This window comes from Acinetobacter sp. yr461 (genome assembly GCF_900110445.1).
Lineage (GTDB): Bacteria > Pseudomonadota > Gammaproteobacteria > Pseudomonadales > Moraxellaceae > Acinetobacter > Acinetobacter calcoaceticus.
Genome location: NZ_FODU01000001.1, coordinates 86,834 through 113,182, shown reverse-complemented (window position 1 = coordinate 113,182; position 26,349 = coordinate 86,834). Strand labels below are relative to the sequence as shown.

Here is a 26,349-nt window from a genome sequence, read left to right as displayed (position 1 = left end):
ATCTATATAACCTATTTCTAATTAACTTACGCTCCTATCATTTATTGTTGGTAAAAAAGAATAACCTTTTGCATATATTTCAAAGCAGTGATCATATGTCCATAAAAGATAGAGATTCAAGCCATTCTTGTCATAATTTGCATAGTCTAAATTTGAATTGGATTTATGAGAATAAATATGCTCAAAATCATCATATTGAAACATTTTAAAATTATTCACATTTGTAAAAACAATTGATAACAACTCAGGCGATTTAAAACTTTTACCCTTTTCATCTTTTTTAATCTGACTAAATGTTAAATCAACTTCTAAGTTATTGCCTTGTGGATTAAATTTAAACTCATTTAACCAAAAATCAGTGCGAGATGAAAGAATCCCAAATTTTGTGTGAATTGGTAAAAAATTTAATTGTGACATATAGTTTTTCCTGTTAACGCTTTATACATTAAAAAATAGTTAACAACACCTTAAAATTAGTTATGTATCTTTTGATATCAGATGGCCCTGTATCATTTCCATTTAAGACAATTAAATAGTATCAAATATTTTTATCTAAAAATTATCAAGGCTCCATACAATTAAAAATTTAAAAATATTTAAATGGATATCTTTCATATAAACCTTCATTAATAGAATTGACTAATTTCTTAAATTGATCTTGTTCAAATTTATTAAGCTCTTCGTGCACATTCAATTCTTCTTCAAGTTTTTGATAAGAAAATGCCATTTTAAGAAAGTCTTCAAAATTAATTTTCATATCTAGAAACTGATTAATCTTCAAATACTCGCCTTGGTTATGATCATAAAACAAGATATTATTTTTTTCCTTACCTATAAACCACTCATCACCTTGACTAGCACGACCAATCACCCAAACTTTCTCACTAATTTCAGGATAATTTTCATAAAGATGTTGATTTTCTTTTAATGCTGTTTCATATCCCAATATTATAATATCGGGTGTAATTTCTATTTCTCTAAATTTACCTAAAAAAGACAAATAGTTATCATCAAGATTCCACAAGCTTATAGATTTTTTAATTTTATTCATCTCAAATTTAATAACACCTATGAAAAGTATAAGTATTATAAACTTTATACTTTTCATAAAACAAAAAATAATTCAGTTATTTGAGTAAACTACTAATTTACCATTAGGTAGATGATCATCCCAACCACATGGAAACCCACCATTTAAATAGACTTCAAGAATTTTTTTCCAGATTTCTGGGAAACAATCATTCGCATAACACTGAAAAATAATCCCTATATCTCTGTACATTAATTCAGTAAGTATACAAGCTCCCCCATAAACCCATTTTTCTTTAGCACCATTAAATTCTTTTTGTTCAAAATCAAAATAATTATTCTGTTTTAACTTATATTTAATCTTATCATTCCATTCAAAATCATCTGGAAATACGTTGGGTGTATCCGTTACAGTTTCCCACTCATCAAAAGTATCAAAGTCATCATTCGTAGCATAATTCATACCAACCTTAGCATCAGTAATGATTTTATAATATCCACTCATCAGAAATGGTTTATTAAAGAAATTTCCTTGTTCTAAGAATGAAATAAAATCACTAGAATCTTTAGTCACTTGATCCCAACTTTTCATTTATTTACTCATATAACTAACCTATATAAAACACCCTATTATTGAAAAATCATAATAAAATGATTTATTCCAAATTAAGGGTGTCTTTCAATATATTAAAATTAATTTTTATTTTCTAGAACATCTCAAATTAAAAATCAATCATGTAATTTATCTAAAAACTCATTGAATGAATTAGATACTTTCTTCAACTCATCTTTTTCATGAAAGAATATAAAGATTGCACCATAATCACTATCATTAATGATTAAATTTATTAAAATATAATCCCCATTCACTGTGTCACCTATTGAAAAATATCCCACAGGAAAGGAAATTACAGAATTATTATTGTTTTCAAGAGTGTACATTTCAACCTTAGAGTACAATGTAAAAAAATGTCCTATAACAACATCCTTTTTCTTAGTAAGATCAAAAATACTCTTTGAAGGTACTCCACCATTCGTTTCCAATAAAAAATTCTTATATTCTTCCGTAAGAACTAAATTATATTTATCCTCAAAGTCTTTAAGCATATTAATATCAACAACAGAAGGATTTTTATATTCTTCTGTTAATGCTTTTTTTAATTTTTTATCATAATTAATACCAATAAATGAGAGCGACTGTAATTGCTGTTCGCTTTTAGCAATTTTATCAAACTCTATATTTCTATATTCCATATAAACCTCTATTACCTAATACCACAAATTGCTGCGCCACCGGTATGACGCACAGCATCATGAATATCTCGTGGAATTAATTGAAGAACCCCATTTTTATCCGTATGATGCCATACAAAACCATCAGGTGCTTGTGAACCACTTAAGCCTATTTTCGCATTTGCACTGCGGAAATCCACACTATCCTTAGTAAAACTACCAATATTTACCGTAGTTTTAGCATATCTAGAAAAATCAGGGAAACCTTTCATGTTAAAAGGAACTCCATTAGGATAATTACCACGCACTGAGGCAGGTAAATCTTTACCCATCATAGTTTTACCAGCAAAACATGAGTTTATGGGCATTCTATTGTTCACTTTTTCTACAGCCGAAGGTCCGTGTCTAGGTGCATCACGTCCTCTTTTCTTGCGTAGACCAAATGGATCAATCCAAGCTATAGGATTATCTACGTATTGGTATAAATTATATCCACCCAACAAACCAATCGGGTCTTTACTAATAAACCGCCCTACATACGGCGAATAATAACGATAACGGTTGTAATGAAGCCCTGTTTCGCCATCAAAATACTGACCTTGGAAACGGATGTTATTGCTAATAATTTCTGACTTTTCAAAGAAATCTGATTTAGCCTGTTCTACCTTACACTCACCCCAAGCTTTATATTGAGCTTTCCAGACAATGGCGCCTGTCTGGTTACTCATTTCTTGCGGTGTGCCTAAGTGGTCGCAGTGATAGAACCATACATTATCAAAGCCTTGGCTTTGTTTTACCGTATTCCATAACGGGTCTTTATAAATACTATATGTTTTTTCTGTCCAGTCTTGGGTTTGATGCAGCTCAATTGAGTGATGATACGCCGCTTGCAACAAAGGCACGAAACTATCTTTTTCGTAGAAATAGTGTTTTGTTATATCAGCGCTAGATTCATAAGCTAAAGTATCACCATCCCAGCCATAAATAATGTTCTGCTCTTGCCCTGTATGGTGGTGCTTACTTCTTTTTTGAATACGTCGGCCTAACGCATCGTAACGATAATGCGCCGTGTATTGATTGTTTCGGCTACGTACAAGACGTCCCAACACATCCCACTCAAGATTTAAATCACCTTGTGATGACTTTTGTCGAATCAGTTGCCCAAAAGCATCATATTGATATTGTTGTTCAAGATATTCCTGCACCACGTTATTGACTAAGCGGTTATAGCCATAACCTTTTTCAGTAGTAGTATGTTGTGAAGTTTGCTCTTTGGTACTGTTATAGCGATCTAGAATATTACTTGCTGGGTCAAAATTAAATGTCTCTTTCCCAAGCTTACTGGTCGCTTCTAATAAACGCCCAACAGGATCGTATTTATAGTGAATGGTTCCACGACGTGTATCTTTAATGAGGGTTAACTCACCTGTTTTATCGTAGTGATATAAGCGTTCAATCAATTGATTGGTATGCTGGATGGCATTATTTTGAGTTTGGGCCTGATATCCTTTGTCATGCCCATTCAACATTAATTGCTGAGTTAAGCGCCCGACTTCGTCATAACGTTGTTGCTGGCTAAGACCATTTGCATAGTGTCGTAATGTCTCTCTATGTAAATCATCACGTTCAAAACTAACAATATCTTCACCATTTAAAGCCATGCCATAGACATGTCCACTCCCGTAAGTCAGCCAATCTATTTTCTGTCCATCTGGTCGGATAGTTGTAGTTCGATTATTTAATTCATCATAGACATGTTTCCACACAGCAGTTTTCTGAGTCACAACATCTTGATGATGTTCTTTAATTAAATTGCCTGCGGCATCATAAAACCATTGCAAGTTAGTTTCGGCATTTTTAGCCTGAACTAAATGACCTAAGCCATCATAAGAAAATTCTTCTGTTTGTTTTTCTTCAAGCTCTTGCCCTTGATAGCCATATCCTGCTGTACGTTGCTCTAAACGTCCCATACTGTCAAAAATAAATTGCTGAATACGGTCTTTAGGCACAGCACGATCTTTGAAATCTTGACCATAGGCAGAAGCGACCTCAATGCTACTAGTTAAACGACCATTATATTCATCGTACGTATAAGCAGTTTCTTTACCATCAAAATCAATTTCTTTTACTAATCGACCCGCAACATCATAAATAAATTCATAACTTGCGCCATTTTCATTAATTAAACGTTTTAAGCGACTTAAACGGTCCCATTGATATTTTAAAGTTTGATTTAATGGGTCAATACGCTTAGTAATTAAACCAGCCGCATCATATTCATAACGTGTCTGCTGGCCTTTAGGGTCAATATGAACTAATAATCGACCTTCTTCGTCATGAATAAAATGCTCTTCAGCCCCATCAGCATGTTTAATTTTTTCGAGCTGTCCAAAAGCATTCAGCGGCAACCCTTTTGCTATAGGCTGTCTTGGTTCAGCAATTAATTCCGTATAGAAATATTCAACTTTTTGCTTTAAAGCATTTTCAATAAATTTGACGCGCCCGCGGTCATCATAGTGCCAGTGAGTTTTTTTACCCGAACAATCCGTATACGTAACCAAGTTGCCTTGATCATCATATTTAAGTGTCTTCTTACCGCCTTTCGCATCTTTAATGGAAGTTACCAAACCCATTGCATTATAGGCATAGACTGTTTCACGCTTCAGCGGATCAATCTCTTTAATTATATTTCCCGAAACATCGTATTCTTTAAACCAACGCCCCTGTTCAGCATCAACAAAACCGGTCAGATTATCTTTTTCGTCATATTCATAATAGAAGGTTGAGCCATCGGCCTGAACCATACTTAAGACATTACCGCGTTCGTCGTAGGTATACGATGTTTCTGTTCCATCTGTAGCAATATGCGATGTTATATTTTTTGCTTGGTCTCTAAAGAACCATTCTTGCAAATTGTCTGGATAAATAATTCGATAGGTGTAACCCGTAATACCATAATAGTATTCAGTCACGTTACCATCGATATCCATGACTGAAGTTACTCGAACATTTTCATCCCAATCTAATTTAGTAGCGGAACTATAGTCATCGGCCCATTCTTCAATCGCTTTTGAGCTAGGTAAAACCCCATCCCACTTTAAGTTCATTCCTCTTTGAGTAAGATCAGTATAACGAGTCAATAAGTGAGCTTGGTATTGATAATCATAAGAAGCAGCAAACTCATTGGTTGCCTTAATTAAATCGCCTTGCTCGTTATATTGATATGCTGATAGTTGTCTCAGAAGTTGACCATCTTCAACCAACCAAGCTGCAACAACTTTTTGCACATCATTAATTTGTAATGCTACATGCGCCAAATTTTGTTGTTGCTGTTTAAATATAATGTCGGATAGATAGCTATCACCATTTTCTAATTCATAGTCATAACGTAGTCCAATACTAAATCCATGTTGACGTTCTATGGAGACTAAACGAAATTCATTTTTATATTTTTGATAGAAGCGAGTTTCTGAAACACCATATGAAACTGCTCTAATTTCAGGTGAGACAACTGTATAAGTAAAAGTTTCCACTTCATCATAGTAACTCTGCCCAACTTTTAGCTCTGGTAAACAAACAGGACGGCCATCGCTACCAATATATTCCCAGCCCTCTTGCTCAATCGGTTCTTTAGGTTCATTAATGTTGTAACTAGAACAACGAGCAATCTTGGTTGTAAAAGGTGTAATCCACCGCGCTCCGAAAATCGATTGATCATACTGATATAAGTTCGATACGTACGTTCTCGAAAATTGCTCTATTAGTAACGGGTGAATTTGTGCATCGGTATGGTTTAAAAACTCAGTACCCATGGCAAAGGTAATCGATCGTTTAGTCGCACCACCTTTACAGTTTTTACATGCATTCGCATTATGAGTCGCAGTATGTTCTGTATTCGCCTTTTCTAATTTATTATTTTTCTTATCATGTTTGACTTGTGTAGTTTGAGTTGGCTTAACTTGAGCTGGTTTCTTTTTCCTGAATTTAGAAGCACTCATTCTCAATACATCAAATAGCCACCCAATTGTTTGCGGCTGCGCTGCATTTCCCAAGCCTTTAATTTTAGTATTGGCAGTGATACCAATTTTATTAATCGTTGCGCCTACATTTAATATCGGCTGCTTTAAATGTGCTGGAACTAAAGCAGTAACAACTTTAGCATTGGAGTTTGCTCCTGTTTTAATAAGAGCCTTCCCCCAGTTTTCGGTCATGTAAACTAAATTTTTTCCAGCTCGCGTTAAGTCGCCACTTTTTATTCCTTTAATAACACCGGCAGCTTGCTGTTGAGCGCGGTTTGTATTTGAGCCTGCATTTGTAAATACTTGGCCTTTTGTTACAACTCGAACAATTCCGCCATTAATTTGTGTAGTAGCATTTTGGACAGTTCCACCACAAGTGGCTAAAATTGAATTTAGTTTGTTTAACCCAGTTTTGCAGAATTTTTCTATGTCCCCTGCAACCTGATCGTTTAAATGGTTAGAGATCACCACAATAACTGCTTCACCTAAAGCAGCTTTACCCACATGTTTAACTTCTTGACGGACTAGAAACAGGGCTGGACGAGCAGAAGTACGGATTGCTGTTGTTCCCGGAATAGGCGCAACCCCAATAAGGTCGATACCCATTGTGGTCCAATCCATAATATCGGCATTTTGAAAACCTTTATCATAGATATAGCAAATGTCGGAAACCACATCGATGGCAGCCATCACATTTCCAATAATTGGAATTGTCCCCATTACACTTGCGACCAAGTCTAATGTCACAATTTGATGAGTATGACTTTTTAACCAATTATCTATTTTTTGTTTTGAATGGCTAACATCTTTAATAGCAACTTCTGATAACGGCTTAACAACTTCTGTTTTTCCAGACATTTAATTTCTCTACGAATTCTTTTTAAAAGGGCTTTGCAAATATTGAGGAAGCGCGTTAGTAACCAAACTACCGCTATCAACAGAACTTAATTTGCTGAAGTCATTTATTTTTTGAATTGATGCAAGATCAATATTGTTCCCTATTTTTTGGCCTACTTCTGAAATGGGTAAAAAGCTTTTCACTTGATCAGTCACTAATCCCTTCGCCTCTGTTTTTAACATTGGCATTAAAGCCTTTGCCCCTTCAGATTTTATGCTTTGTGCAGTTTGAATATTTTTCATAATATTCGCAGGATTGGTTAATTGTTTAGATAATTCACCAAGTTTGGACTGGGCTGTTTTACTCATTTGCGCAATTAATGAATCTGATTGCTCATTATCCACATCATTCTTATTTGGCCACTCAACTGGGCGTTTAAAATCACTTGCTGTATCCCAAGGATCACGGTGGTCTGGCTCAAAGAAGACTTTCACTGCACCTGTCGCTAAGCCGGAAACTCTTGCGAATCCTTTATCATCCAACTTGCCAGTGACTTCTTTTCCTAAGTTGTCGACAACTGTATAACTTCCACCTTTAACAAACTCACCATGTGAATAGTCATGTAAAAGCTCGAGCACACCCTGCCCACGTTTAGGCGGAGGTGGTAGTGAAGAACTAAAATTCGCACTTCCTCCCCCCATAAACAAATGCTGTCCAGCTTTCACCTCAAACTTACCACCAGTGACAGGGAAAATTCCCGAGCCATTAATCTTGAGTTGAGATCCACCCGCCGTGATAACGATTTCTTTAGAAGCACTAATTTCAATTTTGTCTTCTGTTGAAATAATCTGAACAGCTTTACGGGCAATTAAATCTGCTCCATCGCCTTGTGCTTGTATCTCAACTTTGCCTTTGCCTGCGTACAGCCTTGCCCCTTCTTGCGCTGCGAAAAGGCTGATTTTATTTTGGGCATGCGCAATCAGGTTCTTTTGTGTAGACAGGCTAATGCTGTCTCCAGCAGTTTGGCTTAACTGAGCATCTGCGCTGAGGTGAATGTCTTCATTACTGGCTAGAGCAATACTGTTAGGTGCAGTTAATATCATCAAGGCTTGTTTAAAAGCAGCAGCTTTGTCTTGATCTTTTTCTTCAATTTGCTCTATGAAGGTTTTTAAGTTCTCAAGCACTTCCAATGGATCAGTTTGTTGATTTTTAGCAACTTCGCTGAGTGCCTTGGCAATGTTGAGGCTGCCTTCGATTTGTTGTTTGGCCTCAGCTGCCTCTAGGTGTACGCCTTGGGCTTGCTCTTGTTTGTGGGTGCTAACAAGTAAACCACTGCCAGCTCTTACCGCACCCCATTGGTCTGTTCTGAGTTCGAAACCTTCACCACGACCGTCACTTTCGGCTTTGTCTTTTGGATAGCTTAAGTTACCCAAGTTTAGCTGACTAGCTGCATGACTGCTTTGTAGCTGGGCACTGATTTGCCCTGTAGTATCATCAAAACGTAGTTGGTTAAAGCCTTTGCCGTCGACTTCTTCGGAGCGAATGCCGCTGAGCTTTTTGGTGTCGGGCAGTTGGCCTTTTTGGTCGAACTGGGTGGGGTGACGTTCAGCTTCATGAATACGCCCCACCACAAACGGGCGGTCAATGTTGCCGTCAAAGAAGTCGATGACAACAATCTCACCGACACGTGGCAAGAAGCGTGCACCGTAACCTGCACCCGCCCACGGGGTGAGCACATCTACCCAAGCCGAGTCGGTATCATTGTCGTTACTTCCCGCTCCACCGTCATGGCTATGGTCATCAGTTCGAGTAAACAGGAAGCGGACTTTAATACGTCCCCACTGGTCAACATGAATGCTTTCACCCTCTAATCCCACCACTCTAGCGCGCTGCGGGTAAGCAGCTGGTCGGTGTTGTAGCGGGCTATACTCAGGCACAGCTTTTATGTTACGTCGAACGACATTGAGTTCAGCAAAGTGGCGCTGCTCAGGGTTTTGCGTGTCGAGTTGGGCTGCCTTGAGCTTGTCTTTTGGTAATAGACGCTCAAGTTGCTGTTGTAATTCTTTCGGTAAATTATTCTGGTTATAGTAGTGTTTGCTTAAGATTAAAAATTCTTTGTCGGCACTGTCATGTTGGTCAAGTTCTGGATGATCATTCAGTTCAAACCAATAACCGACCTGTGCATCGCGGACGTTGCCCGAAACCGTAAACTGTTTCGAACTCAGGTGATGATAAGCATTAATGTGCTGGTTGAGCTGTTCAATCTGGCTATTCCCGGAAGCTGTGGCTTGGTCTTCACCTTTTAGGTCTTGCATCCAAGCGGGGCTAACGTGCCATGCATCTTCAAGGTTCAGGCTAGCATTGTCATAGTGTTCGCTGTGCTTTTGGGTGCCTTGTACGCTGCCGCTACCTTCTTCTTGTTGTAAGGCATCGGCTTGCCAGCGTTGCACATGAACCGAAGTTGGTTGTAAGCGGCGTTCAGCTTTAACTTGGGTAATGGTATCGAACTGTTCTGTAGCACTACTACGTTGGTAGCGTAGGCTACGGCGCTCAAGGGCCTGATAATTTTGGTTATCATCAATTAAACGTAAGACTTGCGGCTGAATGGATGCATTTGGGTCAGCGACCAAAAGCTGCGATTCGTCGACTAGCCAGTTAATGCCTTCGCTACGCCACAAACGGGTTAAAAAGTCATAATCGCTTTCGTTTGACTGCATCACAAATGGACGCACATCGTAGTCTTTAGTTAAGCCTGCCGTGTCGAGCGTTAAGCTTGAGGCAAATAATGGGCTTTTACCCTGCCATTCTTTAAACAAAATTTCGCTAATATCGCGCACACTTTTATTCATAAACACGCGGCTATTGCGGCGTTTATGCCAAAGTGCAGTTGGGTCTTTTAAGGTCAGGTTATAAATAGTAAGTGAGCCGTCGCTTTGCCCTTGGCTCGCTTCGGTAATAATGCCTGTAGTTCTAAAGAACTGGCCCATGTCAGTGACCTGATCGACGGCAACCTGACAGCCAATAAATTGTTTTAATGCGATGTGTGCGTTAGTCGACAGACACAGTAGCTCAGCAACGCTGCCTTGGTTGAGCGTATGTTCGCCTTCAATACGTTGCAAGAAGACTTGATTGTTTAATGATGGGTTGGAAAATTGCACATGAAGTACACGATTCTGTGCAACCAAACCTAAACTATCTAAAATTTGAAATATTTTATGGGACATCATTATTATAAAATTGAGTCATAATCAGCGCTATTTTATAAAAAACAGACAGAATTGTCTATTTATATAAAATAGCTTATCGTTCATAACTTACATATTTTTTAGTTTATCTAAAAGAAAGACGGGCCACCAAAAAATCTATAAATGCCCGAGTTTTGGCCGGTAAATTAGAAGTACTAGGGTAAAGTAATTGAATATTTTGTAGCGGTAACGAGAAATCAGGGAATAACCGAATTAAGCGGTTTTGTTGAATATCTTCATCAACTAACCATGCAGGACAAATCGCAATACCTAAGGATGAAAGAGCCATTTGATGAATTGCTGTTACCGAATTTGATTCATACTGACTTCGAATAAAAGGTAATGAATATTGCTCGCCTAAACTATTTTGCAAAATATATTGCGAATCTTGCCAATTTAATAAGGTGTGACCAATCCACGGAACATCTGCCAAATCGGATATATTTTTTACAGAATGGTTTTGTATAAATTGCGGAGTGGCAACTATATAAATTGGATATTCCCCAATTTTTCGAGTTTTTAGAGATGAATTCTTTAAATTTCCTAGCCGTATAACAAGATCTAATTTTTCAGTGACTAAATCATCGAGAGATGAATTAAACGAATACTGTAAGCGTAAATGTGGGTAAAGCCGACAAAACTCAGGAAGTAAAGGCAGAATAAAACGTTGACCAAATTCATTGGTTGATGAAAAACGTAAAGTGCCTGTAATGCTTGTTCCTAAATGTTGGCTTCGTTCAAAAGCCTCATCAATCTGAAGCAGGATTTGTTTAAAATCTTGATAAAAATGCTGACCTATTTCAGTTAATGCAATATTACGGGTATTTCGAATTAAGAGGCTTGTATTTAACTGCTTTTCTAATTGTTTTATATCAATACTGACCATTGATCGGCTCAGTCCCAAAATTTCGGCGGCCTTAGTAAAAGACCCGGAATCGACAACTTGTAAAAAACTGGTAATTTGCTTGAGATTTTTTTGCACAATTCAGCCGATTGTTTGAAATTATTAAACAATGATTTTACTTCGGCTGCATCGACAATAAAAGAGCTGAATCTTACCCTGCCTGCACGGAGGTAGGTATGTCTTATCGATATAAAATAGCAACGGTGTTTTTACTTGGGTTCTTTATTGATTGCATTAACATTTTTATGTCAGCAATTGCTTTACCTAATATTGCATCATCATTTTCAGTCAGCCAATTCATGGTCGCTTGGGTAACAAATGCCTATATTCTCGGCCTCATTTTAATCATGCCCATGAGTTTATGGTTAGCCACCAAGCTTGGGAACCAAAAGTTATTGTGTTATTCGATGCTGTTATTTTCTATAAGCATTTGTTTTACTGGCTTTAGTGAATCGATTTATAGCTTAATTTTTTGGCGTTTTATTCAAGGTATAGCTGGAGGTTTATTAATTCCCGTAGGCCAAGCACTCGTATATGCCTTATTTCCCAATCAAGAACGCCAACGCATTTCTACAATGATTATGGCAATTGCCTTAATTGCTCCAGCTTTTTCACCCGCCCTTGGTGGTGTAATTATTGATTCATTGAATTGGCGTTGGGTATTTTTTTCTAATCTTCCATTTTCTTTACTTGCCTCATTTCTAGCGTGGATATGGGTAAAAAAAACAGAGAATGTGTCGAGTGAAAGACCAGACATAAAAGGCTTGGTTGTTTTTAATATAAGCCTGTTATGTTTGTTACTCTCATTTTCATTCTATGGTGATTATCAGAATCTCACGTTGGCTGTAAGCAGTTTTCTAATTTCGGTGGGAATGCTTATTTTTTACATTCAACATTCGAAAAAAATCGATCATCCTGTTCTTAACCTTCAGTTATTAAAAAATAAAAATTTACGCAATGCATTTATTGTCTATTACGCTGTTCCCGGTATTTTTACAGGCGTTAATTTACTCAATATTTTTAATTTACAGGTTAACCTTGGCTTTAGCGCAAAACAAACTGGCTCATTCATGTTGCTCTATGCAGCAGGTGCGCTGGTGGCAATGATCAGCGGTGGCCTACTCTATCAACGCTTAGGAAAGAAATATTTACTTATTATTGGCATTACCCTTCATAGCCTTGGAATCTTTCTTTTATTTTTTATTTCAAACACTAGCCCCATAAGCTTTTTAGTATTCGCCTATTTAGTGATAGGTATGGGAGGCGGCTTAAGCGCCAATACTGCCCAAATTAGCTCGTTAATTGATTTTACTGAGCAAGATTTATTACAAGGCAGTGTGCTCTGGAATATTAATCGACAAGTTTCATTTAGTGTCGGTACTGTTATTCTCATTTCGATATATAACTTGATGTCTGGCTCAAGCGATCTCATTCGTTATCAACATACTTTTTTAATTGCAGCAGTCCTCTGCTTACTTTCACTCATTCCCATTTTAAAGGAGAAAACACATGTCTAACCAAATGAATCAGGCCATTCAAAGCGTGATTGACCTACACGTTTTGATCGAAAATGTATTTACAGGCCAAAATGCAGAACAGAGTCTTAACCCGCTTTTAGATAGTTTCGATCAAAATTTTAAGATGGTCACGGTTCAAGGTCAGAGCATTGGTTTAACTGAAGTGAATAGTTTATTTAGCCAAAATATCGGCAACAAACCTTCTTTAAGAATCACCATACTTAAAAGCACAGCTTTATACGAATTTGAAAATTATTGTTGGGTGCAATATCAGGAACATCAACAAACCAATGAAACCGAGACAGTACGTACTTCCACAGCCTGCATTAAAGTAGAAGGCGAAAAATGTTATTGGGTTTATTTACATGAAACTTTAGTTCCCTCACCTTCTTAACTCATCTAGAGCACCTTAAAGATGGCACTTATTTTGCTTAATAATATTACGTTTTATGAAAATCGTAATACTGATCAAAATGGGGAGCTCTCGATATGGGTTATGTTGCAAAGGAATTTACGCGAAAGAACAAGCTGATTCTCAGTATTTGTTCTTTCGTTATTCCAATATGTCTTTGGTGCGCAATCAGTTACTTACCTTTTGTTTGGCATCCTCAAGTACAAATCACGAGTTCGGGAAGTGTTTCTTACTTACAAGTAGGAAGTCGTGTTGATAAAAATGTGTTCTATCTCGAAGCACAAAATGCAGTCAATCGAAATTCTGCACCACCACAAGGTATTTTAGTTAATCCGATTTATTTACCCGCTCCTCATGAAGTCGCTCAGGCTTTGGTCACCGCCTTTACCACACCACCCGAACAACCTGATTCACCGTGGTTTCATCAAAGTTTATGGCACAGTATTAAACTGGTGTTTTCCGCCTTTTTTATCTCTTCGCTTATTGGGATTCCACTGGGTATTTTGTGTGGTTTTTCTAAGCGCATTTCACTGTTAACAGAGCCGTTTGTCGAGTTTTTCCGTTACTTGCCTGCACCAGCTTTTGGCGCACTTGCAGTGGCAATTTTAGGAATTAATGATGCCCCTAAAATTGCAATTATTGTGATTGGTACGCTTTTTCAGCAAATTTTAATTATCGCCAATACCACCCGAATGGTAGATCGAAGCTTAATTGAAGCTGGTTATACCCTTGGTACCAACAAACTCAAAAGTTTATTCCATGTGGTGATCCCCGCTGCCTTACCCGATATTTATCGTGACTTACGGGTGTTATTGGGCTGGGCATGGACCTATTTAATTGTTTCAGAATTGATTGGTACAACCTCTGGTATTACGTGGTTTATTACTCAACAGGCGCGCTATCAAAACTTTGACAATGTCTATGCGGCTATTTTGATTATTGGGGTGATTGGTCTGGTATGTGATTGGGCATTAATGAAGTTAGGTGAGCGGATGTTCACTTGGAAAGTAGGAGCAAAATAATGAATGATTCAACATTTAACGCGCATGAATACTTTCAAAAAATTTATGAACGCCCTGTTATTTTAGAAGCCAAACAGCTCAGCCAAGTATTTAAACATGGTCAAACAGAACGTACGGTTTTAAATAAACTCAATTTGAAAATTCATAAAAGAGAATTTATTTGTGTGATTGGTCCTTCTGGTTGTGGTAAATCGACGCTGAGCCGTGTCATTGCAGGTTTAGACCCATACCATAGCGGAGAAGTTTTAGTAGACGGCGAATGCATTACTGGCCCATGTCCTGAACGCGGCCTGGTGTTTCAGGGTTATACCCTTTTCCCTTGGAAAACTGTAAAAGAAAACGTGATGTTTGGTCCGCAAATGCGCGGCGCTAGTCAAATGACAGCAGAGGCGCAAGCCCGTGAATGGATCAATATTATTGGTTTAGAAAAATATGAAAATCAGTATCCACATCAACTTTCTGGCGGCATGAAACAACGCGTTGCGATTGCTAGAGCACTGGTTAATCAACCTAAAATTTTACTGATGGATGAACCTTTTGGTGCGCTCGACCCGCACACACGTCAAAAAATGCAAAAGCATTTAATGGATTTATGGCAAAACATTGATATCACCATTATTTTTGTGACTCATGACATGGATGAAGCCATTTTACTGGCAGACCGAATTGTGGCACTCAAAGCCAACCCAGGTGAAATTAAGGAAATTATTGAAGTTAATTTACCACGTCCACGCTCACTGGACTTAATGAGTACACCTGAGTTTAAACAGCTCCGCTCACGGGTTGATTATTTGGTACATGCTGACGAAGATGAACTTGACCCAGCTTTACAAGATTTACCAAAAATACCGCGTATGACTCAGGTCAGCACAGAGAAATAATAAAGATATTAAAAAGCCCAAGTTGAACTTGGGCTTTTTATTTATTTGGCTTATTTAAGTTGTTCTACCAGTGTTGGGTAAATCAGCCCATCTACATTTTGTTCAGTTTTATAAATACCATTTTCAACGTTGAATTTATTGACGTGATAAGTAGAGCCATAAATTGAGTCAAACCCTTCAGATTTAGCAAATACTTTTTTATTGGCATTGATATCTAATAGATGCGTTCCACTGACCATCAACTCATATTGTTTCGGGTCAACCCCTGAACGGTTTGCCATGATTTTAACTGCATCGGCATGGGTTGCAGGGTCATTAATATATTTAACTGTTTTGTCCCACACCTGAATGATTTTTTTCCATTCTTCTTGATGAGCAGTTAAATGGCTCATATTGACAGTCAGAGTGTCATAAATTAAACCCGGCTTGTCCTTAGACGTATAGATAATTTTAGAACCCGCTACGGCTTTTAAGGCCTGACCTGCAACAGGTTGCCAGACTGCGATGGCAGAAATATCTGGGCTATTAAACACTTGAGGTAATTGGTTAGTCGCTGAATTTACTAGCTTCACCTCATTCGCTTTAATGTTATGGTCGGTTAAAGCTGTTGCCAGTAAAAGATGGTCAACCAAGCCTTTTTCGACGCCGATTGATTTTCCTTTTAAGTCTTGAATGGTGTTAATGCCCTCTTTTGCAATAATGACATCATTACCCGCGGAATAATCCGTTGCCATGATCATCATGCCTTGAGTGCCACCCGAAGCGGTTACCAAATTATCGCCATTGGTGACCAAAACAGCATCGAGCTGATTTGCCGAAAAAGCTGAAAGCGAAGCCGAATAATCAAACCATTTAAACTCTACATTTAACCCTGCTTCTTTTAACCAACCTTTTTCAATGGCTACTTGCCAAGCCACCCAGCCCGGCCAATCGCTATAGCCAATGGTAATTGGTTTTGTATTTGTGGCTGCCTGAGAGTCTTGTTTAGCCTCGGGCACTTTAGCTGTATTGTCACACCCACCCAATACAACTGCCGATAAAATAGATACGGATAAAAACGCTTTTTTCATCATATAGAAACTTCCCCAACATTTTTACTAACAACACTTTGAGCGGTTTGATTGAGTGACTGTATATAGGCTCGCCAGCCTCCAAAATGGCTAATATCGGTTGCATCGTGAATGGCATAAGCTTCGCAAATAAAGCCTTTGACCCATGTTCCATCTTTTAATTTGAGGTTGCCAATGCCAAGTGGTGCAGGTACTTCAGCCACAATCGCTCCAAAATTTGCTAAAGGAACATCCCACACTTCAACTTCAATGGAAGTACCTGCTGCATCGCATTGCAGGCCGGGTTTTGGTGGTGTGGTATTTTTTAAAGCAAAGAGCTTATAGGTATCTGCAGTCTGAGTTTTCTTGAGCAAAGTAGCATTACGGCTAGTCAGCTGAAAATTAAGGGGCATACCTGTTAAGTGAGCTCCCACAACTGCAAGCTGCACTGAATGGTTGGACTGGATCTCTAGACTTTTTTGATAGTGTTGAGTTGATTTACCCAAGCTTAGTAATGTTTCGGTTTGCCAGAGCTGCGCAAAATTTGCCAGTGCCTGATCCTGCCAAGCTGGTGCAATAAAGGTTACTCCACTTGGTAAGCCGTCCTCACGGAGTACATTAGGTAAAGCCAAAGCCGAAAGATCAGCAAAATTTACAAAGTTGGTATAGGCCCCCATGTGCGCATTTTTAGTTAACGGATCGGCTTCAACTTCGGCAATGGTATAAATAGTTGGTGCGGTTGGAACCATTAAGGCATCAAAAGGCTCTAATACCAAATTAATTCTTCGCGCTAATACCGCACGGTTATATTCTGCTTGAAGTGCATCTGTTGCTTTGAAGCGATCTGCCTGCGCAATAATCTGGGCAATAACCGGATGTGCTTTGTCACGTGTTGTCATGCGTTCAACGGCGACCGTTCTTTCCGCTACCCATGCATCATTATAAAGTGCAGCGGCAAGCTCATTAAAAGAGCTGAAATCAATATTCTCAACTTCATAATCCAGCTTTTTTACGCGCTCGACTGCAACTAAAAAGGCTTTTTCAGATTCAAGATCACCATAAAATTCAAGCTGAGCAGGAATGGCAATTTTTCGTTTAGAAAACTGAGTTGGTACATTGGCTGGATGCGCTCGTGAATATTCATCTGCCTCATCATATCCCTGCATTAAGTTGGCGACTGTCCAAGCGTCATCAATATGCAGTGCAAAAATGGAAATGACATCAATGGTCCGACATGCAGGAATTAAACCTGTGGTAGAGAACCAGCCCTTTGTCGGTTTTAGGCCTACAATATTGTTATGGCCCGCAGGTACACGGCCTGACCCTGCCGTGTCGGTACCCAAACTAAAAGGCACAATGCCGTTGGCAACCACCACCGAAGAGCCTGAGCTTGAACCACCGCTGATATATTCAGGGTTAAAACTATTTTTTACTGCACCATAGGGAGAACGAACGCCAACCAGTCCAGTAGCAAACTGATCGAGATTGGTTTTGCCCACCACAATTGCCCCTGCTTTTTTCAGCATGGCAACTACGGCAGCGTCTTTCTTAGCTAAATATTGAACATCCTCACAAGCAGCAGTGGTGTGAAAACCCGCAACATCAATATTATCTTTAACTGCAAACGGCACACCGTACAGAGGTAAGTCAGCAATATTCTGGTCTTTTAAAACATCAATTTGCGATTGAATCTGCTCGTTCGATGCAATTTCAATCCATGCATGGTCATCATTTTTAATTTCTGCAACATAAGCAATCAGACTTTCAATATGGATTTGTCCAGTTTGATATGCTGTTTTCCAGTCTTGGATTGTCCATAAATTTTTCAACACGCTACTCCTCATTTAGTCATTTTGCTGTATAGGTGGCATCACGGCATCCATCAGTTCTAAATGCCCTTTAATCACCCCTTTCAGCACAATAAATTGCTGGCTAATCTGCCTGAGTTCAGAACTCGAGCCCTGCATTAACATGACTTGCAATATCTTTTGTTGGTCAAGCTGGATATGAAGTGAACTAATTACTTGTGTTAAAAACTGTTGTTGTAAATCAACCAATTGATTGCGCAGGGTCATTTGACTGGCGTCATAAAGTAGCGTCAAGGTGCCTACCATGACTTCATTGGCCTGTGCTTGCTCTGCAATTAAGTGTTTATTAATCATGTCAACAATGGCTTGCGAGCGACTTTCATAGCTCTGCTCGACAATTTTCTGATCGAGTGCGTTGAGTGTCGTTTCAGGCACGGTAATACTGATTCGAGCTAACTTTTGTTTTGCCACAGTCTTATCCTTTTGTTTTAGTCGGATAATTGTTTTGTTTGATATATACGCCTGCACGAACGCTGAGCAATTCGACTAAAAAGGCTTTTAAAGTTTGCTTTGGTTGAACCACGGGTTTTACATCGTTCATATCGCACCTCTAGCTTGGTATTACCAAATTCAGTTTTTGTATTACTGATAAGAGATGCAGAAAATGTGCCAGTTTTTAAGCGCGGTTTGATAGTTTTGGTGGGTATTTATGAGTGATTTTTGGGCAAAAAAGCCCCATGCACAGGGATGGGGCTAATTTATGTGAACAATAAAACCAATCTTATATATTAATTAAATCACAATAAATTGAGTTTTGATTTTGACTCTTCAGATAGATTAATCAAACTATGCGCCCATACATATAAAGAATCTAGAACTGGTCTAAAAGTTTTTCCAAAATCTGTCATTTCATAGACAACTTTGATCGGTGCTTTTTCACCATATACAGTTCTAGATATTAAGCCACTTTGCTCTAATTGCTTGAGTTGAAGGCTTAATGTCATTTCAGTAATTGTAGGAATGAGTTGCTTGATTTCATTAAAGCGTTTCGACCCATCTTTTAAATAATACAAAATAACGCATTTCCATTTTCCACCAACTAAGTCCATAGCCATACTGATATGACATGGATAAGTTTTTCCATTTACCGTAACTTCACATGTATTTTCAGTATTTGCCATTTTTAAACGCTACCTATCAACTTTGATAGTTATTGTACGCCAATACTATAAAAATTATAGTGACTATGATTTTTATAGTTAAAAGGTACTCTCATGGCTTTACTTATTTTGGCTCATCCCTACTACGCTCAATCAATTGCAAATAAAGCAATTGTAGAGGAGCTTGTTAAAACCTATCCAGATCTAGAAGTCCGAGATATTTTCCAGCTTTATCCAGACTATCAAATTGATGTAAGTGCTGAACAAGAAGCCTTGTTACGCCACGACACGATCATTCTGCAATACCCAATGTTCTGGTTTAATATGCCGGCGATTTTGAAATTATGGTTTGATGAAGTCTTTACTTATCAGTTTGCCTATGGCTCTCAAGGCGATAAATTAAAAGATAAAAAAGTCATCATTAGTATGACAGTCGGGCAAAAAGAAGCCGATATGGTGAACGACCGAGAAAACTTAATTGATAGCTTTTTGAAAGCAGTTCAATATTCAATTCAATATACGCAAATGCAGTTAAGCGCCACTTACTTGCTTTATGACGTTTCGCCTTTATCAGGTAATCCAGAGTCGAAAATTAAATTAGAAGCAATTGAACATGGTCATAAAGTATTAAAGCATTTATCTGAAGTATAAGATAAAAAGAGAGCATCGATATAGATGCTCTCTTTTGGGTTTAAGCGACAGGTGCCAAGGTAAAGAGTACTTGTCCCGTTTTTACGGTTTGCCCTTTTTCAATGGTAATGGTTTCTACCTTCATGCGTTCAGGCGCAATAATCGGGATTTCAATTTTCATTGCCTCAATTACCGCAAGGGTTGCACCTTCTTCAACAATATCTCCCGACGCGCATTCGATTTTCCAGATTGAGCCTGGCATGTGTGATTCGACTGCACAGCCCCCTTCAGGAATAACTACGGTTTCGCCTTCATCAACTGCATCTAGACTTTCAGATATATATTCTTGCAAACCTGCTTCATGCCAACGGCGGCGTTCAGCCTCAAAATTGGCTTGTTGCATGTCTTTAAAGGCTTGAATGCTGTCTTGATGTATTTTTAAAAACTCGTTGTATTCTTTTAAATTGAGCACGCCATCTTCAATGCGAAGTTGTAGACGGCCCGCCTTAAAGTCTTCGCGCATTTGCAGAAGTTCTGTTTCAGAGACTTCATAAAACTTAACTTGGTCAAAAAAGCGTAATAACCACGGTTTGCCATCTTCGAAGTCGGCATTTTTACGGTAACGGCTCCACATTTGGGTGGTACGGCCAACAAACTGGTAGCCACCCGGCCCTTCCATACCATATACACACATATAAGCACCGCCAATGCCCACAGCATTTTCAGGTGTCCAAGTTCGCGCAGGGTTATATTTTGTGGTGACTAAACGCTGACGTGGGTCGAGTGGTGTCGCAACTGGTGCACCTAAATACACATCGCCTAAACCCATCACCAAATAATTCGCACTGTAAACCACATCTTTAACCGCTTGCTTTGAAGCTAAACCATTAATACGGCGAATAAACTCGACGTTATCTGGGCACCAAGGCGCATCTGGACGAACAATTTGTGTATAGCGCTCGGTTGCGAGTTGAGTTTGTGAATCTTCCCAAGCCAAAGGCAAATAGACAGTACGTGAAGGCACCTGCATATTTTGAATGTCGGGTAACTCGGCTTCTGCTTGTTGAAGTTTGTGTAAAAGCTCAAGTTGATCGAGCTGGATTGAATCAAAATGAATTTGTAGTGAACGGATGCCCGGTGTTAGGTCAATAATGCCCTGAATATTCTGATTTTCGACCCATTGCATGAGTGCATGAATACGGAAGCGTAAATTTAGATCGAGTACTAACTCACCGTATTCCACCAACAAATAGCTATTCCCTGCTGGTCTATAGGTCACGCTTGGTAAGTCAGCTTCACCTTCTAAAATTGCCAAAACTGCATCTTTTAGAGTATCGGGTTCTGCTTGAATGATTGGATTAAAATCAACCAAAGTTGTATCAGCCGCGGTTAAGCTTTGATGATATTTTTGATCGAGTGCTTTTGCTTGTGCATAACTCACAGGTACAAATTTGACCTTATCACCTGCTTTAAGCTGCCCGATTTTCCAAAGCTCGGAATGAATAACTACCGCGGGGCATACAAAACCGCCTAAGCTCGGACCATCTGGACCCAAAATAATTGGCATATCGCCAGTAAAATCAATTGCCCCAATGGCATAAGCATTGTCGTGAATATTGGAAGGATGTAAGCCTGCCTCGCCGCCATCTTCGCGCGCCCATTCAGGTTTTGGTCCAATTAAACGAATGCCTGTACGGCTTGAGTTATAGTGAATTTCAAACTCATTGGCAAAGAAGGTATCAATATCTTGTTTAGTGAAAAAGTCTGGCGCACCATGTGGCCCATACATCACGGCAATTTCCCAGTTTTGGGTAAAGCTAGGAATTTGTGCTTGAGCTAAAGCGGTAGTCGATTGAGTTGAATATTCAGTAATCGGCAACATATCGCCAATTAATAAATTACGTCCCGCATGCCCACCAAACTGACCCAAAGTAAAAGTCGCCTGTGACCCTAAATAGTCAGGAACATCGAAACCACCTTTAACGCCTATATAGCTACGGCAACCTGAGCGAATAAGTCCACATTTTAAAATCTGGCCTTTTTTAACATTGATGGTTTGCCACATTGGCACCAATTCACCATCAAGTTGCGAAGGCATATCACCGCCTGTAATCACGATTTGGCTGTCGCAGTGAAATTTTAAGGTTGGACCTTGCAAAGTACATTCAAGCCCTGCGGTATTTGGTTCATTGGCTAACAGTTGGTTTGCCACAGTTAAACTGAGTGGGTCGATCGCACCCGATGGCGGTACACCGACATCCCAATAACCTAATCGGCCTGTTACATCCTGAATGGCGGTTTGAATACCAGACTGCAACACCTCAATTTTTTGAGTTTTCCATTCAAACGTATTTAAAAATCGGGTGGTTTGAGTACCTAAAGCAAACACATCGCAAGCAATAATGTTTTGTAAATATTCCAGATTGGTTTCAATCCCTGCGACTTGCGTGTTGGCAAGACTAATACTCATTGCCTGTATGGCTTGGTCCCGTGTTACAGCAGTCACAATGATTTTGGCAATCATCGGGTCATAAAAAGACGACACCGTTGAACCTGTTTCTACCCATGTTTCAACACGTGCTTTCGGGTCAAATTTCACATGAGTGAGTAAACCCGCACTCGGCTGGAACTGTTTAATCGGGTCTTCAGCATAAAGACGAACCTGAATCGAATGTCCTATTGGCTCTAACTGTTCAGTCGGTGCTGACCAGTCACCACTTGCCAAAGTGACCATCCACTCGACTAAATCGACACCAAACACTTGCTCGGTCACGCCGTGCTCAACTTGCAAACGTGTGTTGACCTCTAAGAAGTAAAATTCTTGAGTTTCAGTGTCCATGACAAACTCAACTGTGCCTGCCGAGCGGTAATTCACCGACTGCATGAGTTGAATAGCAACTTTTTGAAGGTAGTCGCGTTGCTGTTCATTTAAGTGTGGCGCAGGTGTTTCTTCAATCACTTTCTGATTACGACGTTGTACCGAACAATCACGCTCACCCAACGCTAAAACTTCCCCTTGCCCATCACCAAAAATTTGAACTTCAATATGGCGCGCATGCTGTACAAATTTCTCTAAATACAATCCCGCATCTTTAAAATTGACCTGTGCTAAATATGACACGGTTTGATAGGCATCTTTTAATTCGGTTTCATTCCAGACCAAACGCATGCCAATACCACCGCCGCCCGCGGTACTTTTAAGCATGACCGGATAACCAATACGGTCTGCTTCTGTCAAAGCTTCAGCTTCGTCTGCAAGGAGTGAACTACCCGGAAGTAAAGGCACATTGCTTTTAATAGCGAGTTCACGTGCCGTATGCTTTAAACCAAAATCGAGCATTTGGCTTGAAGTTGGCCCAATAAACGCAATGCCTTGGCTTTCACACAAATCACAAAACTCGGCATTTTCAGACAAAAAACCATAACCAGGGTGGATGGCTTCTGCCCCCGACTGTTTAGCAACCTCAAGGATTTTTTCAATATTTAAATAACTTTGATGCGCAGGCGCAGAGCCAATCAGGAAAGCTTCATCGGCCAAAGTCACGTGTAAAGAATCACGGTCGGCTTCCGAATAAACAGCAACCGAAGCAATACCGAGTTTTTTTAGGGTGCGAATCACACGACAGGCAATTGCACCACGGTTGGCAATCAGAACTTTTTTAAACATGCTTACACCCCTTCCGCTTCGCGGACAACCAACTGAATTTTGGTTGGGTTATAGGCATTACATGGGTTATTGAGCTGCGGACAATTTGAAATTAAAACAATTAAATCCATTTCTGCCCGAACTTCGACATATTTACCCGGTCCTGAAATTCCATCATCAAATTTAAGCTGCCCGTCTGGTGTAACAGGCACATTCATAAAAAAGTTAATGTTTGGACCAATATGACGGACATTTAAGCCATGCTTTTTTGCAATTGGGTGTTTTGCCAAGGCATACATAAAATTGTTGCGGCAACTATGCATTGGGTAAGTTTCATGTGCATAGCGAACTGTATTACTTTCACATGAACAAGCACCACCAATGGTGTCATGACGGCCACAGTTATCATCATGAATAACCGCAATTGGGCGACCCAAGTTACTGTAGAGCTTGGTGCCCTTTTCTAAATAAATGTGTTGGTTGATGGCCAAAGTATCCATTGCGCTATAACGCTCAGTTGGATTTTCGGCACTCATAAACAAAGTATCGACCGCTTGGTTTCCCTCAAGATCAATAATTCGAAAATATTGGCCCTTTTTAACCTCACACATCCACGCTTCACCCGCAGGACAAACTTCATTTAAAACTGCTTTTTCAAATGATTGTAAAACTGTCATGATGCTTCTCCTGATTTAAATATTGCTAAGTGCGTAGTAGCGGGCTGTGTTTTGAAACGCACGCTGATTTTGCGAACATGCATCACGACAAATATCGCTATCTGTTAAGGAATTGGCTTTAAATAAACTGAGTTGAATATCGGCAGGTTGATAGCTTGAGCTGGTGTCTAAACCATGCGGTGCAGCAGATAAAAATAGCAGACAGTCCATTTCAAAACGCAGCTCAATGGTTTGATCGGTGTTATCAGAATTTACGTAAGACAAAGCCCCGCTTTCATCTGCCGCAACTTTAGAAAATAGATTAACGGCGGCACTGAGGTCTTGGCTTGCAAGCCCATATTTACACATTTCAATGAGTAGGCTGTCTAAGCCGTTTTGGTACATATCATTGCGGGCATCTTGAAATGTACGCGTTCCAAATTGCTTTTCAATTTGTTCTGGTCGGCTTGGCCCACAGAGTGCATCGTTCCAACCATGATCATCATGAACAATTGAAGCCATGACACGACCAAGGTCTGAATAGAGCACATTGGAAGCTTTTAAATAGGCTGTGTGTTGCCCTTTTAAACTGTCAGGCATGTTAAAGCGTTCAAGCACATCGGCAGCATTTACACAAAACAAAGAAACGTTTGCTTGCGCGCCAAGTGATTTAAATCTAAGAATGGTTCCCTTTTGAATACGACCCGACCAGTGATGTCCACCGGGTAAAAGTTCGGTCCAAATTGCCTGATTGTTATGATAAGTTGTAGTGTTCATAGCTACTCCTGTCGGATAGTTTTAGACTTCCTCCCGGGCTTTTATCCCTCCGTGTAGTTCGCTAGGAACCGTGAACTCTCGGTCCAGTCATACATGAAGTATCGGAACCCTAGATCACTTTTGATTGTTTATGACTATGCAAAGGACATGCCAGCTTAGTATTACGTTTTTGGTTAAAAGTAATACTAAACTTGGGCAATTTGAGTGCGATTTAAAATACAAAGTAAAAAGCTGCACTAAAAATTGTGCATTTCAAAGCATCAATACCGCAGTAATTGCCTCTATAGAGATTTGAGTAACAATTAATGAATGCACAGCAATTTTAATTAGGAATGTTTTTCTTATTGATCTAACAAAAAGCCAATCATCTCTACAGTAAAATGATTGGCTCTGTCGTAAAGATTAGGCTTAATCTAACTTGAGTTGCTGTCTGAGCTTTAAGATATCCACCAATCCTTTATCTCTGGTTTGGTATAAATCGATATCTTCATATTGTGTTAACAGCTGGTTGGTTTGTGTTTCTAACAAGTCCGTTGTTTCTTCTGAATGTTGAAATGCTTGCATATCGTTCCACCATTCTGTCATCGGTGGACCTAAATGATGGATCGCCTCTTTAAAGCCCTTTTGGTTTGCAAGCTGCATATTAATGTAGGGACCAAATAGCGCCCATCTTAAACCCGGTCCACTGGTAATCGCGACGTCAACATCTTCGGCAGAGCACACGCCTTTTTCAACCAGTGAAAAGGCTTCTCGCCATAGCGCAGCCTGCAAGCGGTTTGCTACATGCCCTTTGACTTCTTTATTTAAAACAATTGGGTTCTTGCCTAATTGTTTATAGAACTCGGAAGCCTGCTTCAAAACTTGTGGAGACGTCAAAGTACCACCAACAATCTCAACCAAAGGTAAAAGATGAGGCGGATTAAAAGGATGGCCTAGTAAAATACGTTCAGGATGTTGGGCCTCTTTTTGAAAATCAGACACTTTTAAGCCCGACGAACTTGAAGCAATAATGGTGTGTTCAGGGCAATATGAGGTGATTTCTTGGTACAGCTTTTGTTTTACATCCAGACGTTCAGGGGCATTTTCTTGAATAAAATCAGCTTCTGAAACTGCATCTTTTAAGTGATTAGAAATTTCCAAATTAAGTAATACATCTTGTAGAGCATGGCTATACTCAGAGTTTCCATCCAAAGCCAATAAATCATTTAAATTTGCAGATATTCTTTTTTTAAAAATCGCTTCATCTATAGGATACGGGTCGTAAACCTTAACTTTAAATCCTTTATATAAAAATAAGGCGGTCCAACTTGCTCCAATTACACCTGCACCTACCACACCAACCGTTTTAATAACTTCCATATTTTCCTCGTCACAATGTTGTTTTACTCGAAATTTCTTTACCCAATTTTATGCTTAAATAAACATAGCAGATTCAACCAATCAATAAATTTAATTGTTTATATTTTATATAATTTGTCCTATATTCCCTATCTTGAAAATTTATTCCTTTCGCCAGCACAGCT

At 39.2% G+C, this 26,349-nt stretch carries 21 protein-coding genes and 1 riboswitch; of the genes, 5 read left to right on the top strand and 16 right to left on the bottom strand.

Translation table 11 applies throughout. The features are described 5' to 3' along the window. Positions 1-21 precede the first annotated feature (21 nt). From BMW38_RS00575 to BMW38_RS00545, 7 genes are all read right to left on the bottom strand, one after another. Complete coding sequence (locus tag BMW38_RS00575; RefSeq protein ID WP_092705420.1) at positions 22-417, bottom strand: hypothetical protein; 396 nt, start codon at positions 415-417, stop codon at positions 22-24. Positions 418-586: 169 nt separating this feature from the next. Continuing rightward, positions 587-1,051: an SMI1/KNR4 family protein gene (locus BMW38_RS00570; protein WP_092706070.1), complete on the bottom strand. Its 465-nt coding sequence runs from the start codon at positions 1,049-1,051 to the stop codon at positions 587-589. 72 nt (positions 1,052-1,123) lie between these two features. Then, positions 1,124-1,621, bottom strand: a complete 498-nt coding sequence (locus BMW38_RS00565) for a hypothetical protein (protein WP_092705419.1) — start codon at positions 1,619-1,621, stop codon at positions 1,124-1,126. A 137-nt stretch (positions 1,622-1,758) separates the two neighbouring features. Further along, on the bottom strand, positions 1,759-2,283 hold the full coding sequence (locus BMW38_RS00560) for an SMI1/KNR4 family protein (RefSeq protein ID WP_092705418.1): 525 nt from the start codon (positions 2,281-2,283) through the stop codon (positions 1,759-1,761). 11 nt (positions 2,284-2,294) lie between these two features. Beyond that, on the bottom strand, positions 2,295-7,139 hold the full coding sequence (locus BMW38_RS00555) for an RHS repeat-associated core domain-containing protein (protein ID WP_092705417.1): 4,845 nt from the start codon (positions 7,137-7,139) through the stop codon (positions 2,295-2,297). Positions 7,140-7,148: 9 nt separating this feature from the next. Next, positions 7,149-10,346, bottom strand: a complete 3,198-nt coding sequence (locus BMW38_RS00550) for a type VI secretion system Vgr family protein (RefSeq protein ID WP_092705416.1) — start codon at positions 10,344-10,346, stop codon at positions 7,149-7,151. Between the two features lie 103 nt (positions 10,347-10,449). Then, positions 10,450-11,346, bottom strand: a complete 897-nt coding sequence (locus BMW38_RS00545) for a LysR family transcriptional regulator (protein ID WP_092705415.1) — start codon at positions 11,344-11,346, stop codon at positions 10,450-10,452. Positions 11,347-11,444: 98 nt separating this feature from the next. Between BMW38_RS00545 and BMW38_RS00540 the strand changes: the two genes are divergently transcribed. From BMW38_RS00540 to BMW38_RS00525, 4 genes are all read left to right on the top strand, one after another. After that, on the top strand, positions 11,445-12,785 hold the full coding sequence (locus BMW38_RS00540; RefSeq protein WP_092705414.1) for an MFS transporter: 1,341 nt from the start codon (positions 11,445-11,447) through the stop codon (positions 12,783-12,785). Continuing rightward, positions 12,778-13,179: a hypothetical protein gene (locus BMW38_RS00535; protein ID WP_092705413.1), complete on the top strand. Its 402-nt coding sequence runs from the start codon at positions 12,778-12,780 to the stop codon at positions 13,177-13,179. The genes BMW38_RS00540 and BMW38_RS00535 overlap by 8 nt, the downstream gene beginning before the upstream one ends. A gap of 95 nt (positions 13,180-13,274) precedes the next feature. Beyond that, complete coding sequence (locus BMW38_RS00530; RefSeq protein WP_092705412.1) at positions 13,275-14,219, top strand: ABC transporter permease; 945 nt, start codon at positions 13,275-13,277, stop codon at positions 14,217-14,219. Next, on the top strand, positions 14,219-15,100 hold the full coding sequence (locus BMW38_RS00525) for an ABC transporter ATP-binding protein (RefSeq protein WP_092705411.1): 882 nt from the start codon (positions 14,219-14,221) through the stop codon (positions 15,098-15,100). The genes BMW38_RS00530 and BMW38_RS00525 overlap by 1 nt, the downstream gene beginning before the upstream one ends. A 50-nt stretch (positions 15,101-15,150) precedes the next feature. Here BMW38_RS00525 and BMW38_RS00520 read toward each other — a convergent pair whose 3' ends face one another. The 5 genes from BMW38_RS00520 to BMW38_RS00500 all read right to left on the bottom strand — a co-directional run bounded on the left by BMW38_RS00520 (position 15,151) and on the right by BMW38_RS00500 (position 19,138). Then, on the bottom strand, positions 15,151-16,173 hold the full coding sequence (locus BMW38_RS00520; protein ID WP_092705410.1) for an ABC transporter substrate-binding protein: 1,023 nt from the start codon (positions 16,171-16,173) through the stop codon (positions 15,151-15,153). Then, positions 16,170-17,981 carry an allophanate hydrolase gene (gene atzF / locus BMW38_RS00515; protein WP_092705409.1) on the bottom strand — a complete coding sequence of 604 codons (1,812 nt, stop codon included), beginning with the start codon at positions 17,979-17,981 and terminating at the stop codon, positions 16,170-16,172. The genes BMW38_RS00520 and atzF overlap by 4 nt, the downstream gene beginning before the upstream one ends. A gap of 12 nt (positions 17,982-17,993) precedes the next feature. Next, positions 17,994-18,428 carry a CopG family ribbon-helix-helix protein gene (locus tag BMW38_RS00510; RefSeq protein WP_092705408.1) on the bottom strand — a complete coding sequence of 145 codons (435 nt, stop codon included), beginning with the start codon at positions 18,426-18,428 and terminating at the stop codon, positions 17,994-17,996. Positions 18,429-18,432: 4 nt separating this feature from the next. Next, positions 18,433-18,558: a hypothetical protein gene (locus BMW38_RS00505; RefSeq protein ID WP_005047797.1), complete on the bottom strand. Its 126-nt coding sequence runs from the start codon at positions 18,556-18,558 to the stop codon at positions 18,433-18,435. A gap of 196 nt (positions 18,559-18,754) precedes the next feature. Next, positions 18,755-19,138 (bottom strand): winged helix-turn-helix transcriptional regulator, encoded by a 384-nt coding sequence (locus tag BMW38_RS00500; RefSeq protein WP_092705407.1) that lies wholly within the window; start codon positions 19,136-19,138, stop codon positions 18,755-18,757. Positions 19,139-19,231: 93 nt separating this feature from the next. Here BMW38_RS00500 and BMW38_RS00495 point away from each other — a divergent pair, with 93 nt between their 5' ends. Beyond that, entirely contained in the window at positions 19,232-19,768 is a 537-nt protein-coding gene (locus BMW38_RS00495) for an NAD(P)H-dependent oxidoreductase (RefSeq protein ID WP_092705406.1), read from the top strand. Between the two features lie 40 nt (positions 19,769-19,808). Here BMW38_RS00495 and uca read toward each other — a convergent pair whose 3' ends face one another. The 4 genes from uca to BMW38_RS00475 all read right to left on the bottom strand — a co-directional run bounded on the left by uca (position 19,809) and on the right by BMW38_RS00475 (position 26,185). Continuing rightward, positions 19,809-23,414 carry an urea carboxylase gene (gene uca, locus BMW38_RS00490; RefSeq protein WP_092705405.1) on the bottom strand — a complete coding sequence of 1,202 codons (3,606 nt, stop codon included), beginning with the start codon at positions 23,412-23,414 and terminating at the stop codon, positions 19,809-19,811. Positions 23,415-23,416: 2 nt separating this feature from the next. After that, entirely contained in the window at positions 23,417-24,070 is a 654-nt protein-coding gene (locus BMW38_RS00485; protein WP_017389307.1) for an urea amidolyase associated protein UAAP2, read from the bottom strand. A 15-nt stretch (positions 24,071-24,085) separates the two neighbouring features. Then, the gene (locus BMW38_RS00480; RefSeq protein WP_092705404.1) at positions 24,086-24,826 is read right to left on the bottom strand and encodes an urea amidolyase associated protein UAAP1; all 741 of its coding nucleotides are present in this window, start codon (positions 24,824-24,826) and stop codon (positions 24,086-24,088) included. Positions 24,827-24,854: 28 nt separating this feature from the next. After that, a riboswitch (guanidine-I (ykkC/yxkD leader) is annotated at positions 24,855-24,950 on the bottom strand. A gap of 284 nt (positions 24,951-25,234) precedes the next feature. Continuing rightward, positions 25,235-26,185 (bottom strand): 3-hydroxyacyl-CoA dehydrogenase NAD-binding domain-containing protein, encoded by a 951-nt coding sequence (locus BMW38_RS00475; protein WP_092705403.1) that lies wholly within the window; start codon positions 26,183-26,185, stop codon positions 25,235-25,237. Positions 26,186-26,349 lie beyond the last annotated feature (164 nt).

What these genes read in the sequence shown, in the direction of transcription:
- BMW38_RS00540 (WP_092705414.1), top strand. Translation starts at nt 11,445, where the DNA reads ATGTCTTATCGATATAAAATAGCAACGGTGTTTTTACTTGGGTTCTTT.
- BMW38_RS00495 (WP_092705406.1), top strand. Translation starts at nt 19,232, where the DNA reads ATGGCTTTACTTATTTTGGCTCATCCCTACTACGCTCAATCAATTGCA.
- BMW38_RS00500 (WP_092705407.1), bottom strand. Translation starts at nt 19,138, where the DNA reads ATGGCAAATACTGAAAATACATGTGAAGTTACGGTAAATGGAAAAACT.
- BMW38_RS00505 (WP_005047797.1), bottom strand. Translation starts at nt 18,558, where the DNA reads ATGAACGATGTAAAACCCGTGGTTCAACCAAAGCAAACTTTAAAAGCC.
- BMW38_RS00485 (WP_017389307.1), bottom strand. Translation starts at nt 24,070, where the DNA reads ATGACAGTTTTACAATCATTTGAAAAAGCAGTTTTAAATGAAGTTTGT.
- BMW38_RS00525 (WP_092705411.1), top strand. Translation starts at nt 14,219, where the DNA reads ATGAATGATTCAACATTTAACGCGCATGAATACTTTCAAAAAATTTAT.
- BMW38_RS00520 (WP_092705410.1), bottom strand. Translation starts at nt 16,173, where the DNA reads ATGATGAAAAAAGCGTTTTTATCCGTATCTATTTTATCGGCAGTTGTA.
- BMW38_RS00570 (WP_092706070.1), bottom strand. Translation starts at nt 1,051, where the DNA reads ATGAATAAAATTAAAAAATCTATAAGCTTGTGGAATCTTGATGATAAC.
- BMW38_RS00530 (WP_092705412.1), top strand. Translation starts at nt 13,275, where the DNA reads ATGGGTTATGTTGCAAAGGAATTTACGCGAAAGAACAAGCTGATTCTC.
- BMW38_RS00560 (WP_092705418.1), bottom strand. Translation starts at nt 2,283, where the DNA reads ATGGAATATAGAAATATAGAGTTTGATAAAATTGCTAAAAGCGAACAG.
- BMW38_RS00565 (WP_092705419.1), bottom strand. Translation starts at nt 1,621, where the DNA reads ATGAAAAGTTGGGATCAAGTGACTAAAGATTCTAGTGATTTTATTTCA.
- BMW38_RS00475 (WP_092705403.1), bottom strand. Translation starts at nt 26,185, where the DNA reads ATGGAAGTTATTAAAACGGTTGGTGTGGTAGGTGCAGGTGTAATTGGA.
- BMW38_RS00535 (WP_092705413.1), top strand. Translation starts at nt 12,778, where the DNA reads ATGTCTAACCAAATGAATCAGGCCATTCAAAGCGTGATTGACCTACAC.
- BMW38_RS00550 (WP_092705416.1), bottom strand. Translation starts at nt 10,346, where the DNA reads ATGATGTCCCATAAAATATTTCAAATTTTAGATAGTTTAGGTTTGGTT.
- BMW38_RS00575 (WP_092705420.1), bottom strand. Translation starts at nt 417, where the DNA reads ATGTCACAATTAAATTTTTTACCAATTCACACAAAATTTGGGATTCTT.
- BMW38_RS00555 (WP_092705417.1), bottom strand. Translation starts at nt 7,139, where the DNA reads ATGTCTGGAAAAACAGAAGTTGTTAAGCCGTTATCAGAAGTTGCTATT.
- BMW38_RS00480 (WP_092705404.1), bottom strand. Translation starts at nt 24,826, where the DNA reads ATGAACACTACAACTTATCATAACAATCAGGCAATTTGGACCGAACTT.
- uca (WP_092705405.1), bottom strand. Translation starts at nt 23,414, where the DNA reads ATGTTTAAAAAAGTTCTGATTGCCAACCGTGGTGCAATTGCCTGTCGT.